The sequence below is a fragment of the Serratia symbiotica genome (genome assembly GCF_000821185.2).
Lineage (GTDB): Bacteria > Pseudomonadota > Gammaproteobacteria > Enterobacterales > Enterobacteriaceae > Serratia > Serratia symbiotica.
In genome coordinates this window covers 2881608-2905333 of record NZ_CP050855.1, presented here as the reverse complement: position 1 = coordinate 2905333, position 23726 = coordinate 2881608, and the positions used below count along the sequence as shown (strand labels likewise).

The window sequence follows — 23726 nt, the reverse complement described above, 5'->3', positions numbered from 1 at the left end:
TTTGCGCCCTGAGAAAGACGACTTACTTATTCGAACAGATTATGATGTAGAGTGCGGACTACCTGATCGGCATCGTCACCCGGCACCAGAAAGCATAGGTTATAACTGCTGGCACCGTAGCAGATCATGCGGATGTTGAAGGGATCGAGTACCCCGAACACTTCTTTGCCCACGCCACAGGCCTGAGATAGCTTATTGCCGATTAACGCCACCAGCGCCAGGTTTTCCTCCACTTCCGTCCGGCACAGCGATGACAGTTCGGTTAACAGTGAAGTGGTCAGCAGGTTACCGCTGATAGAGGTAGAGCCGGTGGTGTCCATGGTCAGCGCTACGCTGACTTCTGAAGTAGTAATCAGGTCAACCGAGATATTATGCCGCGCTAGAATGTTGAACACTTCGGCCAGAAAGCCGCGTGCATGCAGCATATTCAGGCTGTGCAGCGTCAACAGGGTTTGTTTGCGACGCAGTGCTAGCGCGCGGAACAGCGGCAGATCCTCGGTAGTGTTGCATACCAGCGTGCCGCCAGCGGCTGGCTCCTTGCTGGAACCGACAAACACCGGAATATCGTTGCGCACCGCTGGCAGCAGGGTGGCCGGGTGCAACACTTTGGCACCGAAGGTGGCCATTTCCGCCGCTTCTTCGAAGGTGATTCTATCGATGCGTTTGGCCAGCGGCACCACGCGTGGATCGGTGGTATAGATGCCTGGCACATCAGTCCAAATATCAATCTGGCTGACATGCAGCGCTTCGCCCAACAGTGCGGCGGTGTAATCGCTACCGCCACGCCCCAGCGTGGTGGTACGGCCTTTCGGGTCGCTGCCGATAAAGCCCTGAGTAACCACTAGCGCCTTCTGTAGACAGGGTTTCAGCATCGTCTGGGTAAGTTCCCTCAACGCGGTGCTGTCCGGCACGGCACGGCCGAAGTGATCATCGGTACGCATCACTTTGCGCACGTCAAACCATTCAGCCTGCACGTTGCGGGCGCGTAAAATATCGACAAACAGCAGGGTGGACATCAGTTCCCCGTGACTGACCAACTCGTCGGTCAACGCCGGGGAGGTAGCTAACGCTGCGGCTTCCGACAGCATGGCAATATTTTCCAGCATGCGATCGATTTCTTTACGGCTTGCGTCCGGCGCGTTGAGGCGATCGAGGATGGTGTATTGGATGCGGCGGATCTCATCGAGCCGACAGTTGCGGTTGTCGGCATCGCAACCTTCGGCCAGAGCCACCAGCAGGTTGGTGATGCCTGCCGAAGCGGACAACACCACCAGGCGCACCTGAGGGTTAGCGAGCACGATATCGGCGCTGCGGTTCATGGCTGCGAAGTCGGCAACGCTAGTGCCGCCGAACTTGGCTACCACGGTAGAATTTTGGGGTACTGCTTGGATCATTAAAAACCTCGTGTCAGGGATGCTATCTTCAGACAGCATTTTATTTCATAGCCTTGGCACAAGGGGAGAGCGGTAAACAGGGAGCAGGCGTAGAGGTTAAAGCTACGATACACCCAGGAGCGCTCCACCTTGCTGACCGCCCCATAGGGGTGATCTTGGTGACAACTCAGGGGATTCAGCCCCTGTAGCCGATACGATGATTGCCGTGCATCATCCTATCTCGGCATCGCACCCCCTCTAGTGCCGTCATTGGAAAACGGTTCCTCTGACACCTTACCTGGGCGATGCACCTCTTCTGGCTTGCGCATCCGGTACGCAAGTAAGGCTGTTAGGAATAGCGGGTTATTGCGTGGCTGTCAACGGGCCGATGTTGCGGGATGTGTCGCACCTGGCGCAAACGATGCCATAGGCTTTGATAATGAGTACCTATCGCAAGAAAAGAGATCATAATCACAGTCGAACAAGGCTACAATCAGACAATTGTTTCACATTATTCTCGAGTCTAAGAGTATTGCTATGAAAAGTATCAATCCAACTCAAACTGCTGCTTGGCAAGCCTTGCAGCAACATTTTGCACAGATGAAAGATGTTCGTATCGCCGATCTGTTTACGCAGGACAGTGAGCGTTTCTCCAAGTTTTCCGCCACTTTTAACGACCAAATGCTCGTGGACTACTCCAAAAACCGCATCACTGTGGAAACGCTGGAGAAACTACAGGCGCTGGCGAAAGAAACCGATCTGCAAGGTGCAATCGCGTCGATGTTTGCCGGTGAGAAAATCAACCGCACTGAAGACCGCGCGGTGCTACACATTGCCCTGCGCAATCGCAGCAACAGCCCGATTCTTGTTGATGGCAAAGACGTCATGCCGGAAGTTAACGCCGTGTTGGTAAAGATGAAACGATTTTGCGTCCGGGTGATCAGCGGCGATTGGAAAGGCTATACCGGCAAACCGATCACTGATGTGGTGAACATCGGCATCGGCGGTTCTGATCTTGGCCCTTATATGGTGACTGAAGCGCTACGGCCCTATAAAAATCACCTGAACATGCATTTTATCTCCAATGTTGATGGCACCCATATCGCTGAAACCTTGAAGCCGCTGAACCCGGAAACCACGCTGTTCCTGGTGGCGTCCAAGACTTTCACCACTCAGGAAACCATGACCAACGCCCACAGCGCGCGCGATTGGTTGCTGAATAACGCTAGCGACCAGCAGCATGTAGCGAAGCACTTTGCCGCGTTGTCCACCAACGGCAAAGCGGTGGCCGAGTTCGGAATCGACACTGACAACATGTTTGAATTCTGGGACTGGGTGGGTGGCCGCTACTCCTTGTGGTCGGCGATCGGCTTATCAATTGCGCTGTCAGTGGGTTATGATAACTTTGAACAGTTGCTGAGTGGCGCACACGCAATGGATAAACATTTTGCAAAAACCCCGCTGGAGCAGAACCTGCCGGTGCTGTTAGCGCTAATCGGTATCTGGTACAACAATTTCTTCGGCGCTGAAACCGAAGCTATTCTGCCTTACGATCAGTACTTGCACCGTTTTGCCGCCTACTTCCAGCAGGGCAATATGGAGTCCAATGGTAAATACGTGGATCGCAACGGCAATCTGGTTGATTACCAGACCGGCCCCATCATCTGGGGGGAGCCGGGCACCAATGGCCAACATGCGTTCTACCAGCTCATTCATCAAGGCACGAAGTTGATTCCTTGCGACTTTATCGCCCCGGCAGTCAGTCATAACCCACTGAGTGACCATCATGCCAAACTGTTATCGAACTTCTTCGCCCAGACCGAAGCCTTAGCCTTCGGCAAATCGCTGGAGGTGGTGGAAGCGGAGTTCACCGCTGAGGGCAAAAAGCCGGAAGATGTCAAGCATGTGGCACCGTTCAAGGTATTTGAAGGCAACTGTCCGACCAACTCTATCCTGCTGCGAGAAATTACCCCGTTCAGCTTGGGCAGCCTGATTGCTCTGTATGAGCACAAGATCTTCACTCAAGGTGCCATTTTGAACATTTTCAGCTTCGACCAGTGGGGGGTGGAGCTAGGTAAACAGTTGGCTAATCGCATACTGCCGGAACTGGCAGGCAACGAGAAGGTCAACAGTCACGATAGTTCGACCAATGCCTTGATCAACCGCTTTAAAGAATGGCGTTAAACATCGCCTGAGTTGCTGCCAATAAAATCGCTCATCACCCGACGGTCAGGCGATCGTCGGCGTAGCGCTTTTGGCTAAAGCTTTGTGGGCTACCGGGTTATCACCCGTTTTCGCGGCCATGGATCTACAGGGTTCCAGCCTACTTTTCGATCTGTCAAATTGACGAACTGCAACCCCCACGAACCCGCCTGCCGCTTTTGTATTTCTAGGTTACAATGCGACCCTGTTAACAGTTTGTATCGTCTGGCGTGGTCTGTAAGGGGCGGCCCCAGACGTGGAGTAGAGCAATGTCTGGTAATAAGGATTCCATCCTACCACCGCTTGAGTGGTTGTTCGATCAGTATCCGCCACTGCCTGCTGCCATCAGCGACTGGCTGATGGAGTTGGGTTCCATGACCTGTCGTTTTGAGCGCCATTGCACGCGGGTACACATCGAACTGCAGCGCGAATGTTTTTTGACCCGTGATCAATTGGGCGAAGAAGCCGAGTATCTACCGGACAGCCCGCGCTACTGGCTGCGAGAAATTGTGCTACTGGGCGACAATCAACCCTGGCTGTTGGGGCGCACGGTGATCCCACAGGAAACACTGACTGGCCCGGAGCAGGTGCTGGTGGATCTGGGGACGCAGCCGCTGGGACGCTATTTGTTTAACAGCGGCAATATGACCCGAGATTATATTCATATTGGTCGACAGAATGCGCTATGGGCGCGCCGCTCCCGCCTGAGGCTAGCGGGCAAGCCGCTGTTGCTGACTGAGCTGTTTCTACCGGCTTCACCGCTGTATGTGTAACCCATATAGACAAATATACCTTGGAGGAAGTGTGACTCAAAGCAAATGGCGGGCTTACAGCCATCTGATGCGCATCGATAAACCGATCGGTAGCCTGCTACTGCTGTGGCCAACGCTGTGGGCGCTGTGGCTAGCCGGGCAGGGTGTGCCGCCGTTGTCGATCCTGCTGGTGTTCGTGCTTGGCGTGTTCCTAATGCGTGCTGCTGGCTGTGTAGTGAATGACTATGCCGATCGTGCCATTGATGGCCACGTGAAGCGCACTGCCGAACGTCCAATGCCGAGTGGTCAGGTGAGTGAAAAAGAGGCCAAAGTGCTGTTTGTGGCGCTGGTACTGATCTCATTCGGGCTGGTGTTGACGCTAAATGCGATGACCATCTGGCTATCGCTGGCGGCGCTGGCACTGGCATGGATTTATCCCTTGATGAAACGGGTGACTAATCTGCCGCAATTCGTGCTGGGTACTGCCTTTGGCTGGGGCATCCCGATGGCCTACGCCGCAGTCAGTGAATCGCTGCCACTGAGCTGCTGGCTACTGCTACTGGCCAATATCTGCTGGACTGTGGCCTACGACACACTGTATGCGATGGTAGATCGCGATGACGATCTAAAAATCGGCATCAAGTCTACCGCCATCTTGTTTGGTCGCTATGACAAGCAGATCGTTGGGGTGTTGCAGTTTGCCGCCCTGCTGCTGCTGCTGTGGGTTGGCTATCTGGCGCAACTGGGTGAGGTATTTTACGGGGCGTTGTTGCTAGTGGGCGTGCTGTTTATCCATCAGCAAAAGCAGATCGCCACGCGTGAGCGTGAAGCCTGTTTCAAAGCATTTCTGCACAACAATTACGTTGGGCTGGTGGTATTTATCGGTATTGCGCTGAGTTATTTGACAACTTAGAACCTATCCCAGTAGGCATACATTGTTACAGCCAGTTTGGACACCGACAGCGTGCAACAACCGGCGCGTACAGGGAGTCCGTGAGGATGGTGAGCATTAGGGCCAAAATGGCAAATAAAATAAGGGTTCTTAACGGACTGCGGGTAATAAACCAAGGCACCTCTCGGTGCCTTTGGCGTATTTGTTACAGGTTGCCGTTCAGTCCTCTTTCGCTTCCTCGGTAGCCGCTTCATGTTGCGCGTTGATTTCTACCGGCATGCTGACGCTTTCGATAGTCAGCCTGATTTCTGGGGTAATCAGGTCGCTCAGCATGGTGTAAACCTCCAAAGTAGGCTCACGGATCGCATCGCCGATATCGTTGATGTAGCCCTCTTCACGCAGCGTCGCCACCAAGGTGGCGAATACTGCTTTGTCGAAGAACTCCGGCGCGTTGATGCCGTGTAGCATCGACAAGCGCTGTGCCATGATACGGCTCTCTTTCTCCAGCGCACCACGGTTGATGCTTGGGTTAGTGCTGAGCACTGACATGGTGATGGCATAGCGTTGCAGGGTTTCACGCACGCCAGCGGCCAGCAACTGCAATGGACGGATACGAGCCGGATTTAGCACCAGATCCTCGTTTTTACCACAGATCAACTGTTGACGAATCATTTCATTGATTAGCGGCTGTAGCACCTCCGCCAACTGTTCCTTTTCGTAATGCAGGAACAATTCAGCCTTCAGCATGGGGTAAATCAGGTCAATCTGCCGCAGTAACTCGCTGCGCGACACTTTGCGGTGATGCATCACTATAGTGGCGATCAGTGAAGGCAGTACCAGCAGGTGGTGAATATTATTGCGGTAATAGGTCATCAGCACCGCTTGCTCACGCGGCAAGATGATGATATCGCCGATGTTATCCTGCTCTACCGCGAACTTGTTCATACTCAGCGCATGATCCAACAATTCATCCGGCGTCTGAGCCGGCACGGTAACATCGTGGGCGTAAGGCACGTTACGCATTAATTGCAGGTAGCACTCAAGTTGTTCAAGCAATTGCTCGCGGGTCAGCGAATGTTGGCGGGAGGCCAGCAGCGCGGTAGAGCATAGATTTACGGCATTGGCCGCAGCGGCATTGTTGATGCGCACCATGATTTTTTCCGCCAGATCGTTGACCGTTGGTGTCATCCAACTTGGGCGTTGGGCTTCGATCGGATCGATCGATTCACGCCACTGCGGCACATGCTGGTTCAGATAGGCGGTCAGTGGTAGCGGATCGCCGAAGTTGACGTAACCCTGGCCCAGGTTGCGTAGCTTGCGCAAGCCGCGCAGCATCTGAAGCAGACCCTCTTTTTCCTTAGTGGCACCGCGTAGTTCTTTGGCGTAAGTGCCCACTTCCATCACATGTTCGTAGCCGATGTAAATCGGCACCAAAGTGATCGGCCGGGTGCCGCCGCGCAGCATCGCCTGAATGGTCATCGACAGAGTGCCGGTCTTTGGCTCCAGCAGGCGTCCAGTGCGAGAACGGCCACCCTCCACAAAGTATTCTACCGAATAACCCCGAGTGAACAACTCACCGAGATATTCGCGGAACACCGTGGAGTACAGCTTGTTGCCCTTGAAGGTACGGCGGATGAAGAATGCGCCCAGGCGACGGAAGATCGGCCCGGCTGGCCAGAAGTTGAGGTTGATGCCGGCCGCGATGTGTGGCGGCACCAGCCCTTGATGATACAGCACATAGGACAGCAGCAAATAGTCCATGTGGCTACGGTGGCAGGGTACATAGACGATCTCGTGGCCGTCTTGGGCCAGTTGGCGAACGCGCTCAGCATTGGTAACGTTGATGCCCTGATACAGCCGGTTCCAGGTCCAGCTCAACACGCGGTCGGAAAGGCGCACGGCCTCGTAGGAGAAATCAGCGGCGATCTCTTCCATTAACACGATGGCGTTCTGTCGGGCTTTATCAAGGGAGATTTTCTTGCTGTGTGCTTCGTCTTCGACGGCTTTTTCGATCGCTTTGGAAGCCAGCAGCTTGTTGAATAGATCCTGACGTGCTGGCAGGCTGGGGCCGACTGCGGCCAGACGCTGGCGCGAAAAGTGCATGCGCGCCACGCGTGCCAGTTTCTGCGCGATGGCTTTGTCTGTGCCGTATTCGGAGGCCATGCGGCGCAGCGAAACAGTATTGGAGAAACGTACGAAGCTGTCACGGCCGAGCCACAGCACAGCTAATAATTTCTGCACGCCGTTCAGCAGGCGCAGGTGTGGTGTGCCTTGGCCTTCTCGCCCAGGTGAACGGCCAAACATCACCGAGACCGGCAGCATCTGGATATTGAGACGCGGATTACTGCGGTGCAGATCCAGATAGTCGTGGAACAGCTTTACTGACTCTTCCTTCGGCGTGTAATAACGGAACAGGCGCGGGCCATCGTGAATAAACACGTGGCTCGGCAGCACCGTGCCGTCGATTTCCAATAGGTCAAGAGGATCGGGCAGATCCTGCTCCAGGCACTGAGTGCGTAGCGTCAGCAAATCCGTCTTGGAATTATAAGGCAAAACATACAAAATCGGCCGTGAGGGATCTAATCCTAACTCCCTGACAGGATCTGAAGGGATAACCTTGCTTCTTACCAATAATTTGAGTGGTAAATTCAATAATTTATAATAAATTTTACGCCAACCTGACATAACTACGTGAAGCCTCTTGTTAGCAATGCAACACAAGCATACCAGAAACCGGGTAGCAGATCTGCGGTGTTGGAAAACGAGAGCCGACATCACTAAGTGATCTAGACTCTTTTTATGATTTACCCCTGAGAAAGGCACAGAAACATGGCAAATCAAGCAACCAGCCTGACCCGTATTATTAAAGCCGCTGGCTATTCTTATAAAGGACTTGCCGCTGTTTGGCGGCATGAGGCGGCATTCCGCCAGGAATTGGTGGTGGCCATGCTGGCTATCACACTGGCAATTTGGCTGAATGTAGGTGCGATAGCGCGCATTTTATTGATCGGATCGGTGGTATTGGTGCTGATTGTTGAGATCCTGAACAGCGCGATAGAGGCGGTGATCGATCGGGTAGGTAGTGAATATCATGAACTGTCTGGCCGTGCAAAGGATATGGGGGCAGCGGCAGTGTTGCTGGCGATCGTGTTGGCGCTGTTCGTTTGGGGGTCGATTTTGTTGCAACACTTCATTTGAACGGGGCGTGACACCCTGATTTTATTCATTCGTCGGTTCCCAATTCAGGCATGCCTGTATATACTTACAGCAAAACTGTATAAACGAACAGGGGGTGGAATGAAAGCACTAACTACCAGGCAGCAAGAGGTTTATGAACTGATTCGCGATCATATTTTGCAGACAGGCATGCCGCCGACACGTGCTGAGATCGCTATGCGTCTGGGGTTCCGCTCACCAAATGCCGCCGAAGAACATCTGAAGGCGTTAGCGCGCAAAGGGGTCATCGAGATCATCTCCGGCGCGTCGCGCGGCATACGCCTGCTGATGGAAGATGAAGCAGGTTTACCGCTGATTGGTGGTGTGGCTGCTGGCGAGCCACTGTTGGCTCAACAGCATATTGAAGGCCACTATAAGGTAGATCCTTCCTTATTTAAACCAAACGCGGATTTCCTGCTGCGGGTTATCGGCATGTCGATGCGCGATATCGGCATTTTGGATGGCGATCTGTTAGCGGTACACAAAACTCAGGATGTGCGCAATGGCCAAGTCATAGTGGCGCGCATTGAAGATGAAGTTACCGTCAAACGACTGAAAAAAAGCGGTAACATGGTTGAATTGCTGCCGGAAAACAACGAATTTCAACCGATAGTGGTCGATCTGCGCCAGCAAAATTTCACTATCGAAGGTCTGGCAGTCGGTGTGATCCGCAATGGCGACTGGATTTAAGCGTCACGCCTAACTAAACCGTTGTCCCCTGATTTAACCCGCCCCTGTTTTGGGGCGGTTTCGTTTTACTCCACCTAATGTGGCAACTGCACTACCATGGGAACATTGCATAATGCACCTGATCTCTGCCTTTACCAGCGACACCGATAAAGCCCTGTGGCACCTGGCCCTGCCGATGATCTTCTCCAATATCACCGTGCCGTTGCTAGGGTTAGTGGATACTGCTGTGATCGGCCATCTTGATAGCCCGATCTATTTGGGCGGTGTGGCGATCGGCACGATGGTCAGTAATTTCCTGTTTATGCTGCTACTGTTTCTGCGCATGAGCACTACCGGGTTGGCCGCCCAAGCGCTGGGAGCGCAGAGCCAGCAGAGGCTGGCGCGTGCCTTTATGCAGCCGCTTCTATTGGCACTATTGACCGGGTTGGCAATGGTGCTGCTGCGCCACCCGCTGATTGATTTGGCGCTGCGGATCGTTGGTGGCAACGTTAAGGTACTGGAACAGGCGCGACTGTTTCTGGACATTCGTTGGTTGAGCGCCCCGGCAGTACTGGTCAATATGGTGCTACTCGGCTGGCTGCTCGGCGTGCAGCATGTGCGTGCGCCGGTGATCTTCCTGATTGTCGGCAACCTGCTGAATATTGTGCTGGATATCTGGCTGGTAATGGGACTGGGCTGGAAGGTGCAAGGGGCAGCGATGGCGACTGCCATCTCAGAATATGCCACGCTGCTACTGGGGCTAGGGCTAGCGTGGCGGGTAATGCGCATGCGTGGGATATCGTTGCTGATGTTGCAACAGGCTTGGCGCGGCAACCTTAGGCGCTTGCTGGCCCTAAACCGCGACATCATGTTGCGCTCGTTGCTGCTACAACTGTGCTTCGCCTCGCTGACCCTCTTTGCCGCACGCCTAGGCAGCGAGGTGGTGGCGGTAAATGTGGTATTAATGAACCTTCTGGCCTTCTCCGCCTACGCTTTAGACGGCTTTGCCTATGCGGTTGAAGCACATTCGGGTCATGCCTATGGTGCGCGTGATGACAGCCAACTGAGAAAAATATGGCACGCTGCCTGTCGTCAGGCTTGCCTGGTAGCGTTGGCCTTTGCTGTGCTCTACTTCTTGGCTGGTCAGCAGATAGTGGCGGCCTTGACCTCGCTGCATGAATTGCGTGCGTTGGCTCATCATTATTTGCTGTGGCAGGTTGTCTTGCCGTTGGTTGGCGTGTGGTGTTATTTGCTGGATGGTATGTTTATTGGTGCCAGCCGTGGTGCAGAGATGCGCAACAGCATGGCGGTGGCGGCCGTTGGCTATGTATTGACACTGTTTAGCGTACCGTGGCTAGGCAACCACGGGTTGTGGCTGGCGCTGGCGGTATTCCTCATACTGCGTGGTCTGACGCTGGGCTGGCGCTGGCATCTCCATAGGGTGCATGGCAGTTGGTTTGCAGCACCAGAATGATGGAAATATCTAATACGCATTGATGCTGCCAGAAAAAAGAGGCGGCTGAGAAAGAAGTGAAATCTTGGGGAACTTACAACAAGTAGCGCTAATAGCACCAGAGGCATTCGCGGATTGACGCCTGAAGCTACTATAGCTGGCTTGACGATAGCTACAAAGAGATCCTGTTAGCCCAGCCTATTTCCTTTTGATGGCGATGCTATGGTCGTGTTCGCCACAATCATGCTTGCTGTCGCAAGCTTCAACCTCAACACAGCCAGTACACAGACCGTGTGCTTCCACCACGCTGTGGCGCAGCGCAAACCCTGACTCTTTCGCTAGCTTTTGCAGCGTTTTTTCCACGTCCTCGGTGGTGCGCTCGGTCACTTGGCTACAGCGATCACAAATAAACAGCGCAGAGGTATGCATCGGCTGGCCAAAATGGTGGCACAGTATATAGCTATTAGCCGACTCTACCCGATGGATAAACCCTTGATCCATTAGGAAATCGAGCGCGCGGTAAACCGTGGGTGGCTTAGCCTGTGGCTCGGCGATCCGCAGCAGGTCGAGTAGGTCGTATGCGCTGATTGCACCGGGCTGCTGTGACATCAGGCGCAGTACTTCCAGCCGCTGCGGCGTTAATCGCACATTGCGTTGCCGACAGAGTTGTTCAGCCTGCGCTAACAGATTTTCCTGGGTGGTTGAATTCATCGCAAATACCGCTCCCGGAGTTAAATGACCTATTTTAACATAATTACGGCGAATCACCGAGACAACGGATTCTATTTGGGTTACCCAGGTAGCAGCGCCAGCTTTTGCGAACCTATGGGGTCAGAATATTTTGCTTTCACGATAAATACACTTGCCGTCTTATTGCACGCCCGCAATGTAACGGTAGTGGAAGCAACCTGATAGGCTCTCCCCATTTTCTGCACCACGACTGGAGTATCAGCGGATAGAGTTTTGTCGCATTAACACAATAAAGTTAGCCGGATAGATATCGGTGATAATAATCGCAATGTGGCTGCGGCATCCCGTTTAGCGGTCAGCAGGAACTCACCGGCACACACGCTCAGTGGGCCTTCGGTATACAGCGAAACACTTACGTCCAGGGTATCCCGCACCGCCATGGCCAACGTTCAACGTCTGTTCACCCTGTGCCTGCATCAGCCCGCTGTTGTTAAGCATCTGTGCCGTTATCTGGCTGTTACGACTGGCGGCCAGTTGGCCCGCGTTATTCAGATTATTGGCCTGTCACGCCAGATCGCGCCCGGCAGTGAGTTGCCCCAGCCAATCCGCGTTGCCACTGAAGGTGAAATGAAGATCCTGTTGTGCGCTGAGTACGCTGCTGGCTGCACTTTGCAGGCTGGCACCCTGCACGGTGAAATCCCCACCGGAACTAGCTTTCCCCGCCAGATTCAGCGCGCCACCCTGCAGCGTTACGCCACTCAGCCCGGTCAGTTGGGAGCCGCCATCCAGCACCAAGCCACGCAGGGCTTCGGCAATCACAGTCCCAGCCCCAAGTTGGCTGTTCAGCCACTGCTACTTACCGGCTGTTACCGCAAGCCGCTGCGTGGCGGTCAAGTTACCTTGTACGTCCGTGCCTGCCAGCAGGGTGCTGTTGGTCGAACGCAGCAAACCCGCAGCACTCAACCGGATATCCTGTGCCGCGCTGAGCGTGGTTTGCTCGAGCGCCAGTTCACCGCCATTGAGCGCGATCTGTTGACCGGCTTTCACCGAGGTGTTGTTCAGTGCCAATTAGCCCTGGCTGTTCAAGGTGACGTTCTGAGCGGACTGATGGCTGCCACTCAGTGCAATATCGGCTGCATTGACGCTCAGGCTCCCCTGCGCCAGCGAGTTATTCAGCGTCAGTTTGCCGCTGGCATCAAGGGTAATATCCCCATCACGGGCATTGAGGTTGCCGCGGTTGACGCCAACGCCGGTTTCACTGGCGACCAGATGAATGCGATTGGCATACATCCCGCCTAGCGCGCCAGTGTACCTCGACCTGACCGGCGTTCGGCGTAACGTTGCCTTGTGCATCCACCCGGTTGGCTCTGAGCGTGATGGCCGCGTCTTTGGCATGCAGTTGCACGTTGATGTCGGTGGCGCGGGCAATCAGCGCGAACTTGTCGCTCTGGCTGGCATCCAGCCCTTTGCCCTGAATGCTGATTGCCCCCCTGGGTCACTTCCAGCGCCTGCAAGCTACCATCGGCACTCAGAACCGGTTTGCCGGTGGGCAATATTGCATTCGGGGTGTTGGGGTGGTGACAGCACCTTGCTGAACAGCGGTATGTAACGCAACGAGGGCACAGAACGCGAGGTGGGCGAGGTCTTCACGGTCTGATCAGGAGGCGTTTGTCATTGATGCCATCATGTTGACTAACGTGGAGGCAAAGGGTAACTAAGCCAGATGCGTGGGGCAACCTCAGTCATTGAGCATGGCGGCGTCACAGACCCAAAATCCCGTAGTAAAGGCATAGGTATAAACTGAATAACGTGCAGTAGCGGCTTTTGGGGCGGGCTAGGGCCATTTGCAGTGACGAGCCGCTTATTATTTGGCCCACTAAACTTCACCGCCTGCACCTGGGCTGCGTGTTCAAATGACCCCAGCGCTCACCTGCCATTGCCGGATATCGCCTCGCACAGTTGCGAGGCGATATCTGCTTGGTGCCCATAGGTGCCGTTTTAGGAGTGCTGCCAGCGTAGACCTTTCCTCCGTTATCCAAGCATGGGTGGGTATGCCTGTAGCGCGCTGTAACATTTGTCTAGTCATTAATTTATCTTATTAGTTATTGCATTATTTTTTTTTTGACTATAATAGATTCCGTGAGGTAATTCTTCCTCACATATCATGTTACTAATTATTAACCTAAACAAAGAAGGGTGATTTTTATGAACAAATTCAGTAAATTACTTGCTTCAGCATTGCTTGCTGGTACCGCGTTTTCTGCTGCTACTGCTTATGTCCAAGCTGCCCCTGCACCTATCCAATGCCAGGATGATGAAATTGCAGTGAATGTTGCTGGCAAATGGGTATGCGTTAAGGTTAAGTAATCCTTAACATTAAGGGTGATTGCTAAATCACCCGCATGATTTTTAAACAGTAGTGCGCTGCGGCGTGCTACTGTTTCGCTTAGTGTAAAATAGTGCTAACTCTGTGACGTTTCGTTGCGAGGGTACGGTAGTAGAACGTTAAATCAGCGCGTTAAAACTGCATGAAATGGGTTTTACTGAGCCAAAAATTTTCAGATCAATATAAAGGCGGGGAGCCGAGTGGCCGAGTTTTGAAACGGCGGTGTAGCCACATATATTGCTCTGGCGCGCGCATGATCTCCTTTTCCACCACTTTATTCATGTAGGCAGCCGCCGCTAGTTCATCGGTGAGCGGATAATCTTCCAGCGCCGGTTGGATCAGCAGGTCATAGCCACGGCCTTTCTCGCGGCGGATCAGCACCACTGGCACCATCGCTGGCTTGGCCATGCGCGCCAGCATAAAGGTGCCGCTGGTGGTAGCAGCTTGCTCGACGGCGAACAGCGGGGCGAACACACTGCCACGTGGGCCATAGTCTTGATCTGGAGCGAACCAGACAGCTTCACCATGCTTCAGTGCGCGCACCATACCGCGCAGATCCTTGCGATCGAGCATGGTTTTATTGGAACGCATGCGGCCTTTAGTCTGCGCCCATTCCATCGCCTTGTTATTGTGCGGGCGGTACATCGCCATCATCGGTTGGCACAGGCCCATGGCGCGGCCACCCAGCTCCAGCGACATAAAATGCACGCCAATCACCAACACGCCGCGTTGGTTCTGCTGCGCCATTTTCAGGTGATGGATGCCGGTAGCCTTGAACCAGCGTTTGACACGCTTGTCCGACCAGAACCAGGCCATACCGGTTTCCATCAGACCCATGCCCAGCGATTCGAAGTTGCCCACTACTTTGCGTTCGCGCTGTGCTTCATCCATATCGGGGAAGCACAGCTCCAGGTTACGGTGGGTAATGGAGACTCGGCGTTTCAGAAAGCGCATTGAGCTGCGGCCCATCCACCTACCAAGCCGATGCAACAGCGGATAGGGGAGTTGAACCAGCAAGAATAACGAGACCAGACCGAACCAGGTTAGCCAATAACGTGGGTGCAGCAGCGCCGATTGAAATTTTTGCGGATGCTTCATATGAACTCATTTATGCATTTGGGAACGGCAACCGGTGACCGTTAACGGAACCATTCAAAAGCGATACAATTTCTCAGACCCCGAGTAACACCATGGCTTAGGCAGATTCTTGACTCATTGATATTCGAAGGTGGTATACGTTGCTAATCTGGCTTCAGAGGGATAGCTGTTGGCTAGTCGAAAGCGACGCTAAGTATATCTATCCTACCATAGAATCGAGAGACAATAGGCAAGAGAACATATCTTCACTCTAGTCTTTCGTCTGAATCACAAAACTGACTATCAATCATTACGTTAAAGCTAATGTTGCTCTGGTCGCCGGGTTTAAAGCTGACCGTAAAGGAAATCTCTGCACCGGAGCCAGCACCGAAGATACTCCAGCGTTAGTAGAAGCCACCGCTTTCCACGATGTTGTGAACACACAGCGGACAACGAACGCCTTCCTTAAGGGGGGCAAAGCACGATGAACATTGACACCACTAATCCCCAGTATTTCGCCAGTACGGGCGATATTCCTGCTCTCCATAAACGTCATGAAAATTTCGCGCTTTCGGAAGGTGACCGCAACGTCTATTTTCATGGCAAGGCTCGTTAAAATTAAGAAAGGCGATACATTATCTTACCCGACTACCCCGGAACCGATGCTACAAGGGCAGGGGAAAAGTGTAAACGGCCGGTTTTGTTGGTAGATCGGCGATGGCGGTGATAATGCCCACCTCGGATAAATACCGCCATTCTGCTGCACCTGTTATCCGCTGGTAAAAAAGGGCTGGCGAAAGTGTGACGGCATCAGGAAGCGCTATTTAGGATTGAAAATCGTCTCTAACCTACTATAGCCTTTATCTATATCTATCTCTCAAGGTACAGCCAATCCGCTGTGCCCTTTCGTTAGGATCAGAGCATCACATGCGCATACCCCGTATTTACCATCCGCAGCCATTGACCGACTATGAGGAAATCGCCCTGAGCGCTGAGGCGGCCAACCACGTTGGGCGCGTACTACGCATGAGCATCGGTCAGGCGTTGGCGCTGTTCGACGGCAGCAATCAGGTGTTCGATGCCAAGATCCTCCAGGTGGATAAGAAAAGTGTTCAGGTGCGGCTCGGTGCTGGCCGGGTGGAAGACCTTGAGTCACCGCTCAACCTGCATCTTGGCCAAGTGCTCTCGCGTGGCGAGAAGATGGAGTTCACCATCCAAAAATCCATTGAGCTGGGCGTCAACGTCATCACCCCGCTGTTTTCTGAACGCTGCGGCGTTGTGCTTTCTGGCGAGCGCCTGATAAAAAAAATTCAGCAGTGGCAGAAGATCGCCATCGCCGCTTGCGAACAGTGCGGCCGCAACCGCATTCCTGAAATTCGCGCGGCGATGCCGCTGGAGGCCTGGTGCGCCGAACAGGACGGCAGCCTGAAACTGAATTTGCACCCATGCGCCCGCCACAGTATCAACACCTTGCCGCTGCCAGTGGATCACCTCCGCCTGCTGATCGGCCCAGAGGGCGGTTTATCCGCCAACGAAATTGCGATGACCACCGGCCATGGATTTACTGATATCCTGCTGGGGCCACGCGTTCTGCGTACAGAAACTACAGCGCTCACCGCAATTACCGCTTTGCAGGTACGTTTCGGCGATCTGGGATAAAGGAGAAAAGATGATCAAGCTCGGCATCGTGATGGATCCTATCGCTTCCATCAACATTAAGAAAGACACCAGCTTTGCCATGCTGCTTGAAGCGCAGCGCCGTGGCTGGGAGCTGCACTACATGGAGATGAACGATCTCTATCTGCACGCTGGTGATGGCCGCGCATGCACGCGGCGGCTGAGCGTAAAAGAAAACCAGGAAAGTTGGTATAGTTTTGCTGCCGAGCAGGATCTGGCGTTACAAGATCTGGATGTGATCCTGATGCGCAAAGATCCACCGTTCGATACTGAATACATTTACGCGACCTATATACTGGAGCGTGCAGAGGTTAAAGGCACGCTGGTGGTCAATAAACCGCAAAGCCTGCGTGACTGCAACGAGAAGCTATTCACCGCCTGGTTCCCTGAACTGACGCCGGACACCTTGGTCAGCCGCCGTGCCGCACATATCCGCAATTTTCACCAGCGGCACGGCGACATTATCCTCAAACCGTTGGATGGCATGGGCGGCGCATCGATCTTCCGTGTGCAGCAGGATGATCCGAACCTGTCAGTGATCATCGAAACCCTGACCGAGCACGGCAAGCGCTTCTGCATGGCGCAGAATTTCCTGCCGGCGATCAAGGAAGGCGATAAACGTATTCTGGTGGTCGATGGTGAACCGGTGCCTTACTGCCTAGCGCGTATTCCTGCTCATGGTGAAACCCGAGGCAACCTGGCGGCTGGTGGTCACGGCGAAGTGCGTCCGCTGAGCGAGAGTGACTGGAAAATCGCCCACGCGGTGGCTTCAACGTTAAAGGCAAAAGGGCTGTTCTTCGTCGGCCTGGACGTGATTGGTGACCGCTTGACTGAGATCAACGTCACCAGCCCCACCTGTGCGCGTGAGATCGAGGCAGCCTTCTCGGTGTCTATCACTAGCCTGCTGATGGAAGCGATAGAAAAGCGTCTGGCGGCGAAGTGAATCTGCAATGCGGGCGGAAAACCGCCTGCCATTGCCCCTTTCGCGCCGTGATTGTCGCTTTAGGCCAGGCTATGGCTTGAAAGGTTACGGGTATGGCCGCATACTGGCGGTTGTTTAATTTATCCCCCATCAATCACCCTGATAACGCCATGAATCTACAGCACCATTTTCTGATCGCCATGCCATCACTTCAGGCTTCTTGCTTCACACGATCGGTCATTTACATCTGCGAGCATAATGAAGAAGGCGCTATGGGGTTAGTGATCAATAAGCCGCTGGAGCAATGCACGGTAGCGATGGTGTTAAACAAGCTGAAGATCATGCCCCAAACACGCGATCCGGCGATCAACCTGGAAAAACCGGTATTTGCTGGTGGCCCATTGGCAGATGACTGCGGCTTTATCTTACATACGCCATGCCAGGGCTTTGGTTACAGCATGGCGATCTCAGAGCAAACCATGATTACCACCTCGAAAGACGTGTTGGAAACACTGGGTACTCCAGAGCAGCCGGACAATGTGCTGGTAGCGTTGGGCTATGCCGGTTGGGAGCCAGGCCAATTAGAGCAGGAAGTGCTGGAGAATGTTTGGTTGACCCTCGAAGCCGACACCGACACTCTGTTTCATACGCCGATCGCCAAGCGTTGGCGTGAGGCTGCTAACCGCTTGGGCGTCGATATCCGCAGCATCGTCAACCACGTAGGACACGCCTGATGAGCAATCGCACCGTTATCGCCTTCGATTTCGGCAGCAAAAGCATTGGCGCGGCGATTGGCCAGGAGTTGACGGGCAGCGCCCGCGCACTGGCGGCTTTCAAGGCGCAGGCTGGTTCACCAGACTGGCAGAAAATCGCCAAGCTGCTGCAAGAGTGGCAACCGGATCTGGTGGTGGTTGGCTTGCCGTTGAATATGGATGGCAGCGAGCAGCCGGTGACCGAGCAGGCACGCAAGTTTGCCAATCGCCTGCATGGTCGTTTTGGTGTGCAGATTGCCTTGCATGATGAACGTTTGAGTACCGTTGAGGCCCGCGCCAACTTGTTTGATCGCGGCGGCTTCCGCGCTCTGGATAAGGGTAGCGTAGACTCCGCCTCGGCGGTGGTTATTCTGGAAAGTTGGTTCGGGCGTCAGCAGGGCTAAAACCGCCTGCCTCCGCGCCATTTCCGCCCAGCAAACCCGCCTCGATCCGCTGTTGCAGCCCTTGTTCAAAGGTCTGCATGCCGGACTGCGCCCCCGTTTGCAGCACGCTGTTAAGTTGATGGGTTTTGCCTTCGCGGATCATGCTGCTGACTGCTGCCGTTGCTGTTAGCACTTCAAAGATAGCCACCCTTCCACTACCGGGGCGTCTTAGCAGCTTTTGGGCGATCACCGCCTGCAAGCTACCGGCCAATTGGGCGCGGACACAGTGCTTTTCCTCGGCTGGAAACACGTCTACCAGTCGCTCAATCGCCTGCGCTGCGCTGCGGGTATGCAGAGTCGCCAGCACCAAATGGCCGGTTTCCGCTGCGGTAAGCGCGAGGCGTATGGTCGTGGTATCGCGCAACTCGCCCAGCAGGATCACATCCGGATCTTCTCGTAGCGCAGCGCGCAATGCCCCATCGAAACGGTGGCTGTCACGGCCAATTTCGCGCTGTTGAACCAACGAACGCTGGCTGTGATGAATAAATTCGATCGGGTCTTCCAGCGTCAGGATGTGCCGCCGCTGGTGCCGGTTGATCTCATCGATCATCGCTGCCAAGGTGGTGGACTTACCGCTGCCGGTGGCACCAGTGACCAAAATCAGGCCATCTTCGCGCCGCAGTAACGTCGGGAGTATTGCTGGCGCTGCCAACGCCGCCAGCGTTGGGCAAAGGTCGGTAATGCGGCGCAGCGCCAAAGAGATCCCTTGCCGTTGCATAAACGCATTGGCGCGCAGCCGAGTGCCATCTGGCTGTTGCACAACAAAATCGGCCTGCCCTTGCTGCTGTAGCTCGCGGCGTTGCGGGGAAGCCAACAGTGCATCACACCAGGTTAACATCTGTTCTGGCGTTAGGTTTTCCGCCCCTGCCAGCGGCTGCAATTCGCCATCAATGCGCAACATTGGTGGATGGTCAGCACAAAGGTGCAGATCGGAGGCATTATGCTTTACACTAAGGGCGACTAATTCACCGATATCCATATCAATCTCCTAGGTCAATTATGCGTACTATCCAACAGAATCTGCAGGATGTCCGAAACCGCATTGCGACGATGTCGCAAGACTGCGCGCGCGCGCCAGAAGAAGTGACCTTGCTTGCCGTCAGTAAGACCAAACCTGTGGCGGTGATCGCTGAAGCTATCGCTGCGGGTCAACGCACATTTGGTGAAAACTACGTGCAGGAAGGGGTAGACAAAATTCAGCATTTCGCCGCTTTGCCGGAAGGGACGGCGCTAGAATGGCACTTTATCGGCCCACTACAATCGAATAAGAGCCGTCTGGTGGCGGAACATTTCGCTTGGTGCCAGACAGTGGATCGGCTACGTATCGCCGAGCGGCTGAACGATCAACGCCCGGCCACGATGGCACCGCTTAACGTGCTGATCCAAATAAATATCAGCGATGAGCAGAGCAAATCTGGCATTGTACTGGATGCGCTGCCAGCGCTGGCCGAGGCGATCGTCGCGCTGCCGAACCTGATGTTGCGTGGGCTGATGGCCATTCCAGCACCGGAAGTGGTTTACCCACGGCAACTCGCGGTGTTCGGCCAGATGAACGATGCTTTTCTGGCGCTACGGCAACGTTACCCGCAGGTAGACACACTGTCGATGGGCATGAGCGATGACATGGCGGCGGCTATCGCCGCAGGCAGCACCATGGTACGCATCGGCACTGCAATTTTTGGTCACCGTGATTATTCACCCGCCTGACAAAGAGAGGGATTTGATGCAATATCGCAAGATTACCTTTATTGGTGCTGGCAATATGGCGCGCGCTATCATCGCTGGCTTGGTGGCGGACGGTTATCCGGCCAAATTCATCCGTGTTTGCGCCCCCTCAACCAAGAACCGGGATGCGCTGATGGCGAGCTTAGGCATCGTCAGCAGTGGTGATAATATCGCCAGCGTGCGCGAAGCCGAAGTCGTGGTGCTGGCGGTCAAACCACAGATGATGGCGGAGGTGTGTCAGCCACTGCGGGAACACGTCGACTTTACTGGCAAGCTGGTGCTGTCGATCGCCGCCGGTATCCAGGTCAGCCGTTTCTATCAACTGTTGAGCGACAAGCTGAGCTTGGTGCGCATCATGCCAAACACCCCATCACTGGTTGGCAAAGGCATGAGCGGGCTGTATGCGCCACCGCAGGTTAGCCCGCAGGATCGTGAATACACCGCCGATCTGATGAGTGCGGTCGGCAAAGTCTGCTGGGTTAATGACGAAAACGGCATCAATAGGGTGATCGCCGCAGCGGGCAGCGCCCCGGCCTATTTTTTCCTGTTTATGGAAGCAATGCAAAATGAGGCCGAGCGTATGGGGTTTGACTGCCAAACCGCGCGCGATCTGGTGCAGCAGGCCGCCTCCGGTGCTGCCGCCTTGGTGGAAGCCAACCCGAATACGCCATTGTCCACGCTGCGCGAGCAGGTGACTTCCAAAGGTGGCACCACCGCTGAAGCGCTGAGGGTGTTTAACCAACAGCAACTGCCGGAAACCGTAGCCAAAGCTATGCAAGCGGCGGTATCGCGCGCGCAGGAAATGGAAAAATTATTTTAAATAACATAATGTTAATGGGAAGGGCTGTAACATGCTAACGCTGACTTTTTTGGTCAAGACCGTTATTGATCTTTACGTGATGGTACTACTACTGCGCATTTGGATGCAGTGGACGCACATCGATTTTTACAACCCGTTCTCACAGTTTGTGGTCAAGATCACCCAGCCAGTGGTCGCTCCGCTGCGCTGCATCATCCCTTCGCTGGGACCGATTGACAGCGCCTCGCTGCTGCTGGCGTTCCTGCTGATGACCATCAAGTACCCACTACTGCTGCTGATCCAGGGTGGCGCGATATCGCTTAACCCGTATAACCTGTTGTTTGGTTTGATCTCGTTGGTCAAATCCGTCGGTTACTTGATATTCTGGGTGATGATTATCCGTGCGCTGATGAGCTGGATCAGCCAGGGGCACAGTCCGATTGATTATGTGATGTACCAGTTGACCGAACCGTTGATGGCACCGATCCGCCGCATCATCCCGGCGATGGGGGGCATCGATTTTTCCGCTATGGTGGTGATCTTGATCCTGTATCTGCTCAACTATTTGGGTATCGATCTGTTTGGCGAACTGTGGTTCTTGCTGTGAGTGCAGTCATCCCCGTGGCGGATGGGCTGGCGATCAGGCTATATATCCAGCCGAAAGCTAGCCGCGATCAGATCATCGGTTTGCATGGCGACGAAGTTAAAGTTGCCATTACCGCCCCGCCAGTCGACGGCCAGGCCAACGCCCATTTGATCAAGTTTCTCGCCAAGCAGTTCAAAGTGGCGAGAAGTAACGTCACCATTGAGAAAGGCGAACTGGGGCGGCATAAACAATTACACATCATTCATCCGCAGCAGATCCCCGCCGTGGTCGCGGCGCTATACACAGCATAATTGAATCATTTTCAAGGTAGTTGCTATGCAAAACGTTGTTCTTGCCACCGCTAACCCAGGCAAAGTGCGTGAATTCGCCGAGCTGTTGGCCGATGTTGAATTCAAGGTGATTGCACAAACGGAACTGGGTGTCGATCCCGCCGAGGAAACCGGCCTGACGTTTATCGAAAACGCCATCCTGAAGGCGCGTCACGCGGCGCAGGAAACCGGCCTACCGGCGATCGCGGACGATTCTGGCCTGGCGGTGGACGTGCTAGGCGGCGCGCCGGGCATCTACTCTGCTCGTTACGCGGGAGATAACGCCTCTGATCGGCAAAACCTCGACAAATTACTCGCGGCGCTGAAAGACGTGCCGCAGGGCAGCCGTGGGGCGCAATTCCACTGCGTGCTGGTCTACATGCGCCATGCACAAGACCCCACACCGCTAGTGTGCCATGGCAGTTGGGTGGGTGAAATCACCATTGGAACCCTGGGTGAAGGCGGCTTCGGCTATGATCCAGTCTTCTACCTGCCAGAGCTGGGCCGTACTGCCGCCGAGTTGAGCCGCGAGGAGAAAAGCGCGCTGTCGCACCGTGGTAAAGCATTAAAGCTGATGCTGGCTGCCATGCGCAATGCTTAAACTGCCCCCGCTGAGTTTGTACATTCATATCCCGTGGTGTGTGCAGAAATGCCCGTACTGTGACTTCAACTCGCATGCATTGAAGGGGGAGGTGCCGCATCAGGAGTATGTCGATCACCTGCTTGCCGATCTGAATGCCGATCTGCCGCTGGCGGGGGATCGTGAAATCAGCACCCTTTTTATCGGCGGCGGCACCCCCAGCCTGTTGAGCGCCGAAGCGATGCAGGCGTTGTTAGACGGCGTGCGCTCACGCATCCGCGTTGCCGACGACGCTGAGATCACTATGGAGGCCAATCCTGGCACCGTCGAGGCCGATCGCTTTAGTGGCTACCAGCATGCCGGTGTGAACCGCATTTCGATCGGTGTGCAGAGCTTCAACGCTGAGAAGTTAATCCGTCTGGGGCGCATCCATGGTGCGGAAGAGGCTAAACGTTCGGCGCATTTGGCGACTGGCCTCGGTCTGCGCAGCTTCAACCTCGATTTGATGCATGGCCTGCCAGACCAGTCATTGGAAGACGCGCTGGATGATCTGCGCCAGGCGATCGCCCTTAACCCGCCACACCTGTCGTGGTATCAGCTAACCATTGAGCCGAACACCCTGTTCAGTTCGCGCCCGCCGGTGTTGCCGGACGACGATGCGTTATGGGATATCTTCGAGCAAGGCCATCAGTTGCTAAGCGACGCCGGCTATCAGCAGTATGAAACCTCGGCCTATGCAAAGCCGGGTTATCAGTGTCAGCACAATCTCAATTATTGGCGTTTTGGCGACTATTTGGGGATCGGCTGCGGTGCGCACGGCAAACTGACTTTCAGCGATGGCCGCATCCTGCGCACGGCGAAGACCAAACATCCGCGTGGTTTTATGCAGGGAAAATATAGGGATAAACAGCATGAAGTGGTGCTAGCGGATCGGCCGTTCGAATTCTTCATGAACCGCTTCCGCCTGCTAGAGGCTGCGCCACGCGCCGATTTTGTCAACTACACTGGGCTGGCGGAAAGCGCCATCCGCCCGCAGTTAGAGGAAGCGCTGATGAAAGGTTATCTGAAGGAGACGCCGGAATATTGGCAAATTACTGAGCAAGGCAAGCTATTCCTCAACGCGTTGCTAGAGTTGTTCCTGGTGGACGAGGCTTTGTTGAATAAATCAGATTTTGGGTCAGCAGCCCCGTGATAGCTCCGACG

24 protein-coding genes, 3 pseudogenes and 1 riboswitch are annotated in these 23726 nt (G+C 54.4%); of the genes and pseudogenes, 18 read left to right on the top strand and 9 right to left on the bottom strand.

All coding sequences use genetic code 11. From position 1 onward, the window contains the following. Window positions 1-26 precede the first annotated feature (26 nt). A complete protein-coding gene (lysC, locus tag SYMBAF_RS14395) occupies window positions 27-1394 on the bottom strand; it encodes a lysine-sensitive aspartokinase 3 (protein WP_006708058.1) in 1368 nt (455 codons plus the stop codon). Between the two features lie 109 nt (window positions 1395-1503). Further along, window positions 1504-1697, bottom strand: a riboswitch (Lysine riboswitch). 213 nt (window positions 1698-1910) lie between these two features. On the opposite strand from lysC, the gene pgi reads away from it, so the two are divergent. From pgi to ubiA, 3 genes are all read left to right on the top strand, one after another. Next, window positions 1911-3557: a glucose-6-phosphate isomerase gene (pgi, locus tag SYMBAF_RS14390; protein WP_040264252.1), complete on the top strand. Its 1647-nt coding sequence runs from the start codon at window positions 1911-1913 to the stop codon at window positions 3555-3557. Window positions 3558-3844: 287 nt separating this feature from the next. Next, window positions 3845-4348 (top strand): chorismate lyase, encoded by a 504-nt coding sequence (ubiC, locus tag SYMBAF_RS14385; RefSeq protein WP_040264250.1) that lies wholly within the window; start codon window positions 3845-3847, stop codon window positions 4346-4348. After that, window positions 4341-5240, top strand: coding sequence for a 4-hydroxybenzoate octaprenyltransferase (ubiA, locus tag SYMBAF_RS14380; protein ID WP_040264248.1), 900 nt, complete (start codon window positions 4341-4343; stop codon window positions 5238-5240). Before ubiC ends, ubiA begins: the two co-directional genes overlap by 8 nt. Before the next feature lie 198 nt (window positions 5241-5438). Here the strand turns inward: ubiA and plsB are convergent, their stop codons facing one another. Continuing rightward, window positions 5439-7904: a glycerol-3-phosphate 1-O-acyltransferase PlsB gene (plsB, locus tag SYMBAF_RS14375; protein WP_040264246.1), complete on the bottom strand. Its 2466-nt coding sequence runs from the start codon at window positions 7902-7904 to the stop codon at window positions 5439-5441. Between the two features lie 144 nt (window positions 7905-8048). On the opposite strand from plsB, the gene SYMBAF_RS14370 reads away from it, so the two are divergent. From SYMBAF_RS14370 to dinF, 3 genes are all read left to right on the top strand, one after another. Further along, window positions 8049-8417 (top strand): diacylglycerol kinase, encoded by a 369-nt coding sequence (locus SYMBAF_RS14370; RefSeq protein WP_040264243.1) that lies wholly within the window; start codon window positions 8049-8051, stop codon window positions 8415-8417. Between the two features lie 99 nt (window positions 8418-8516). After that, window positions 8517-9125 carry a transcriptional repressor LexA gene (lexA, locus tag SYMBAF_RS14365; protein ID WP_040264241.1) on the top strand — a complete coding sequence of 203 codons (609 nt, stop codon included), beginning with the start codon at window positions 8517-8519 and terminating at the stop codon, window positions 9123-9125. 112 nt (window positions 9126-9237) lie between these two features. After that, window positions 9238-10578: an MATE family efflux transporter DinF gene (gene dinF, locus SYMBAF_RS14360; protein ID WP_040264238.1), complete on the top strand. Its 1341-nt coding sequence runs from the start codon at window positions 9238-9240 to the stop codon at window positions 10576-10578. Window positions 10579-10755: 177 nt separating this feature from the next. Here the strand turns inward: dinF and zur are convergent, their stop codons facing one another. The 4 genes and pseudogenes from zur to SYMBAF_RS18545 all read right to left on the bottom strand — a co-directional run. Further along, window positions 10756-11268 carry a zinc uptake transcriptional repressor Zur gene (zur, locus tag SYMBAF_RS14355; protein ID WP_006708067.1) on the bottom strand — a complete coding sequence of 171 codons (513 nt, stop codon included), beginning with the start codon at window positions 11266-11268 and terminating at the stop codon, window positions 10756-10758. 543 nt (window positions 11269-11811) lie between these two features. Next, window positions 11812-12066: a hypothetical protein gene (locus tag SYMBAF_RS17945; RefSeq protein ID WP_040264236.1), complete on the bottom strand. Its 255-nt coding sequence runs from the start codon at window positions 12064-12066 to the stop codon at window positions 11812-11814. A gap of 33 nt (window positions 12067-12099) precedes the next feature. After that, the gene (locus SYMBAF_RS17940; RefSeq protein WP_040264234.1) at window positions 12100-12315 is read right to left on the bottom strand and encodes a hypothetical protein; all 216 of its coding nucleotides are present in this window, start codon (window positions 12313-12315) and stop codon (window positions 12100-12102) included. A gap of 72 nt (window positions 12316-12387) precedes the next feature. Continuing rightward, a pseudogene (locus tag SYMBAF_RS18545) lies at window positions 12388-12830 on the bottom strand (two-partner secretion domain-containing protein); the annotation flags it as partial. 622 nt (window positions 12831-13452) lie between these two features. On the opposite strand from SYMBAF_RS18545, the gene SYMBAF_RS14345 reads away from it, so the two are divergent. Next, on the top strand, window positions 13453-13614 hold the full coding sequence (locus tag SYMBAF_RS14345; protein ID WP_160289780.1) for a hypothetical protein: 162 nt from the start codon (window positions 13453-13455) through the stop codon (window positions 13612-13614). A gap of 196 nt (window positions 13615-13810) precedes the next feature. On the opposite strand, the gene lpxP is transcribed toward SYMBAF_RS14345, so the two are convergent. Continuing rightward, window positions 13811-14731, bottom strand: coding sequence for a kdo(2)-lipid IV(A) palmitoleoyltransferase (gene lpxP, locus SYMBAF_RS14340; RefSeq protein WP_040264228.1), 921 nt, complete (start codon window positions 14729-14731; stop codon window positions 13811-13813). A gap of 302 nt (window positions 14732-15033) precedes the next feature. Here lpxP and SYMBAF_RS14335 point away from each other — a divergent pair. Continuing rightward, window positions 15034-15141 (top strand): annotated as a pseudogene (locus SYMBAF_RS14335) (malonate decarboxylase subunit alpha); the annotation flags it as partial. Window positions 15142-15144: 3 nt separating this feature from the next. On the opposite strand, the pseudogene SYMBAF_RS18540 reads toward SYMBAF_RS14335, so the two are convergent. Further along, window positions 15145-15311: pseudogene (locus SYMBAF_RS18540) on the bottom strand (LysR family transcriptional regulator); the annotation flags it as partial. 326 nt (window positions 15312-15637) lie between these two features. Here SYMBAF_RS18540 and rsmE point away from each other — a divergent pair. The 4 genes from rsmE (at window position 15638) to ruvX (ending at window position 18465) form a co-directional block, all read left to right on the top strand. Beyond that, on the top strand, window positions 15638-16369 hold the full coding sequence (gene rsmE, locus SYMBAF_RS14330; RefSeq protein ID WP_040264226.1) for a 16S rRNA (uracil(1498)-N(3))-methyltransferase: 732 nt from the start codon (window positions 15638-15640) through the stop codon (window positions 16367-16369). A 10-nt stretch (window positions 16370-16379) separates the two neighbouring features. Further along, a complete protein-coding gene (gene gshB, locus SYMBAF_RS14325) occupies window positions 16380-17330 on the top strand; it encodes a glutathione synthase (RefSeq protein WP_040264223.1) in 951 nt (316 codons plus the stop codon). A 149-nt stretch (window positions 17331-17479) separates the two neighbouring features. Next, window positions 17480-18043, top strand: coding sequence for a YqgE/AlgH family protein (locus SYMBAF_RS14320; protein WP_037389254.1), 564 nt, complete (start codon window positions 17480-17482; stop codon window positions 18041-18043). After that, complete coding sequence (ruvX, locus tag SYMBAF_RS14315) at window positions 18043-18465, top strand: Holliday junction resolvase RuvX (protein WP_040264221.1); 423 nt, start codon at window positions 18043-18045, stop codon at window positions 18463-18465. The genes SYMBAF_RS14320 and ruvX overlap by 1 nt, the downstream gene beginning before the upstream one ends. Here the strand turns inward: ruvX and SYMBAF_RS14310 are convergent. Further along, a complete protein-coding gene (locus SYMBAF_RS14310; protein ID WP_052447660.1) occupies window positions 18428-19483 on the bottom strand; it encodes a type IV pilus twitching motility protein PilT in 1056 nt (351 codons plus the stop codon). The two genes, ruvX and SYMBAF_RS14310, sit on opposite strands and share 38 nt — an antisense overlap. Window positions 19484-19503: 20 nt before the next feature. Between SYMBAF_RS14310 and SYMBAF_RS14305 the strand changes: the two genes are divergently transcribed. From SYMBAF_RS14305 to hemW, 6 genes are read left to right on the top strand one after another with little or no spacing between them, the layout of a single operon-like run. Further along, entirely contained in the window at window positions 19504-20211 is a 708-nt protein-coding gene (locus tag SYMBAF_RS14305; protein WP_040264219.1) for a YggS family pyridoxal phosphate-dependent enzyme, read from the top strand. 16 nt (window positions 20212-20227) lie between these two features. Then, a complete protein-coding gene (gene proC / locus SYMBAF_RS14300; RefSeq protein WP_040264212.1) occupies window positions 20228-21049 on the top strand; it encodes a pyrroline-5-carboxylate reductase in 822 nt (273 codons plus the stop codon). 31 nt (window positions 21050-21080) lie between these two features. After that, a complete protein-coding gene (locus tag SYMBAF_RS14295; protein ID WP_040264209.1) occupies window positions 21081-21635 on the top strand; it encodes a YggT family protein in 555 nt (184 codons plus the stop codon). Further along, window positions 21632-21925 carry a DUF167 family protein YggU gene (yggU, locus tag SYMBAF_RS14290; protein WP_040264207.1) on the top strand — a complete coding sequence of 98 codons (294 nt, stop codon included), beginning with the start codon at window positions 21632-21634 and terminating at the stop codon, window positions 21923-21925. Before SYMBAF_RS14295 ends, yggU begins: the two co-directional genes overlap by 4 nt. A gap of 25 nt (window positions 21926-21950) precedes the next feature. Next, window positions 21951-22544: an RdgB/HAM1 family non-canonical purine NTP pyrophosphatase gene (gene rdgB / locus SYMBAF_RS14285; protein WP_040264205.1), complete on the top strand. Its 594-nt coding sequence runs from the start codon at window positions 21951-21953 to the stop codon at window positions 22542-22544. Continuing rightward, window positions 22537-23715 carry a radical SAM family heme chaperone HemW gene (hemW, locus tag SYMBAF_RS14280; RefSeq protein WP_040264203.1) on the top strand — a complete coding sequence of 393 codons (1179 nt, stop codon included), beginning with the start codon at window positions 22537-22539 and terminating at the stop codon, window positions 23713-23715. Before rdgB ends, hemW begins: the two co-directional genes overlap by 8 nt. Window positions 23716-23726: the final 11 nt, after the last annotated feature.

Bases quoted from the DNA above. Each gene is read 5' to 3' on its own strand.
- lysC (WP_006708058.1), bottom strand. From the start codon at position 1,394: ATGATCCAAGCAGTACCCCAAAATTCTACCGTGGTAGCCAAGTTCGGC.
- pgi (WP_040264252.1), top strand. From the start codon at position 1,911: ATGAAAAGTATCAATCCAACTCAAACTGCTGCTTGGCAAGCCTTGCAG.
- ubiC (WP_040264250.1), top strand. From the start codon at position 3,845: ATGTCTGGTAATAAGGATTCCATCCTACCACCGCTTGAGTGGTTGTTC.
- ubiA (WP_040264248.1), top strand. From the start codon at position 4,341: ATGTGTAACCCATATAGACAAATATACCTTGGAGGAAGTGTGACTCAA.
- plsB (WP_040264246.1), bottom strand. From the start codon at position 7,904: ATGTCAGGTTGGCGTAAAATTTATTATAAATTATTGAATTTACCACTC.
- SYMBAF_RS14370 (WP_040264243.1), top strand. From the start codon at position 8,049: ATGGCAAATCAAGCAACCAGCCTGACCCGTATTATTAAAGCCGCTGGC.
- lexA (WP_040264241.1), top strand. From the start codon at position 8,517: ATGAAAGCACTAACTACCAGGCAGCAAGAGGTTTATGAACTGATTCGC.
- dinF (WP_040264238.1), top strand. From the start codon at position 9,238: ATGCACCTGATCTCTGCCTTTACCAGCGACACCGATAAAGCCCTGTGG.
- zur (WP_006708067.1), bottom strand. From the start codon at position 11,268: ATGAATTCAACCACCCAGGAAAATCTGTTAGCGCAGGCTGAACAACTC.
- SYMBAF_RS14345 (WP_160289780.1), top strand. From the start codon at position 13,453: ATGAACAAATTCAGTAAATTACTTGCTTCAGCATTGCTTGCTGGTACC.
- lpxP (WP_040264228.1), bottom strand. From the start codon at position 14,731: ATGAAGCATCCGCAAAAATTTCAATCGGCGCTGCTGCACCCACGTTAT.
- rsmE (WP_040264226.1), top strand. From the start codon at position 15,638: ATGCGCATACCCCGTATTTACCATCCGCAGCCATTGACCGACTATGAG.
- gshB (WP_040264223.1), top strand. From the start codon at position 16,380: ATGATCAAGCTCGGCATCGTGATGGATCCTATCGCTTCCATCAACATT.
- SYMBAF_RS14320 (WP_037389254.1), top strand. From the start codon at position 17,480: ATGAATCTACAGCACCATTTTCTGATCGCCATGCCATCACTTCAGGCT.
- ruvX (WP_040264221.1), top strand. From the start codon at position 18,043: ATGAGCAATCGCACCGTTATCGCCTTCGATTTCGGCAGCAAAAGCATT.
- SYMBAF_RS14310 (WP_052447660.1), bottom strand. From the start codon at position 19,483: ATGGATATCGGTGAATTAGTCGCCCTTAGTGTAAAGCATAATGCCTCC.
- SYMBAF_RS14305 (WP_040264219.1), top strand. From the start codon at position 19,504: ATGCGTACTATCCAACAGAATCTGCAGGATGTCCGAAACCGCATTGCG.
- proC (WP_040264212.1), top strand. From the start codon at position 20,228: ATGCAATATCGCAAGATTACCTTTATTGGTGCTGGCAATATGGCGCGC.
- SYMBAF_RS14295 (WP_040264209.1), top strand. From the start codon at position 21,081: ATGCTAACGCTGACTTTTTTGGTCAAGACCGTTATTGATCTTTACGTG.
- rdgB (WP_040264205.1), top strand. From the start codon at position 21,951: ATGCAAAACGTTGTTCTTGCCACCGCTAACCCAGGCAAAGTGCGTGAA.
- hemW (WP_040264203.1), top strand. From the start codon at position 22,537: ATGCTTAAACTGCCCCCGCTGAGTTTGTACATTCATATCCCGTGGTGT.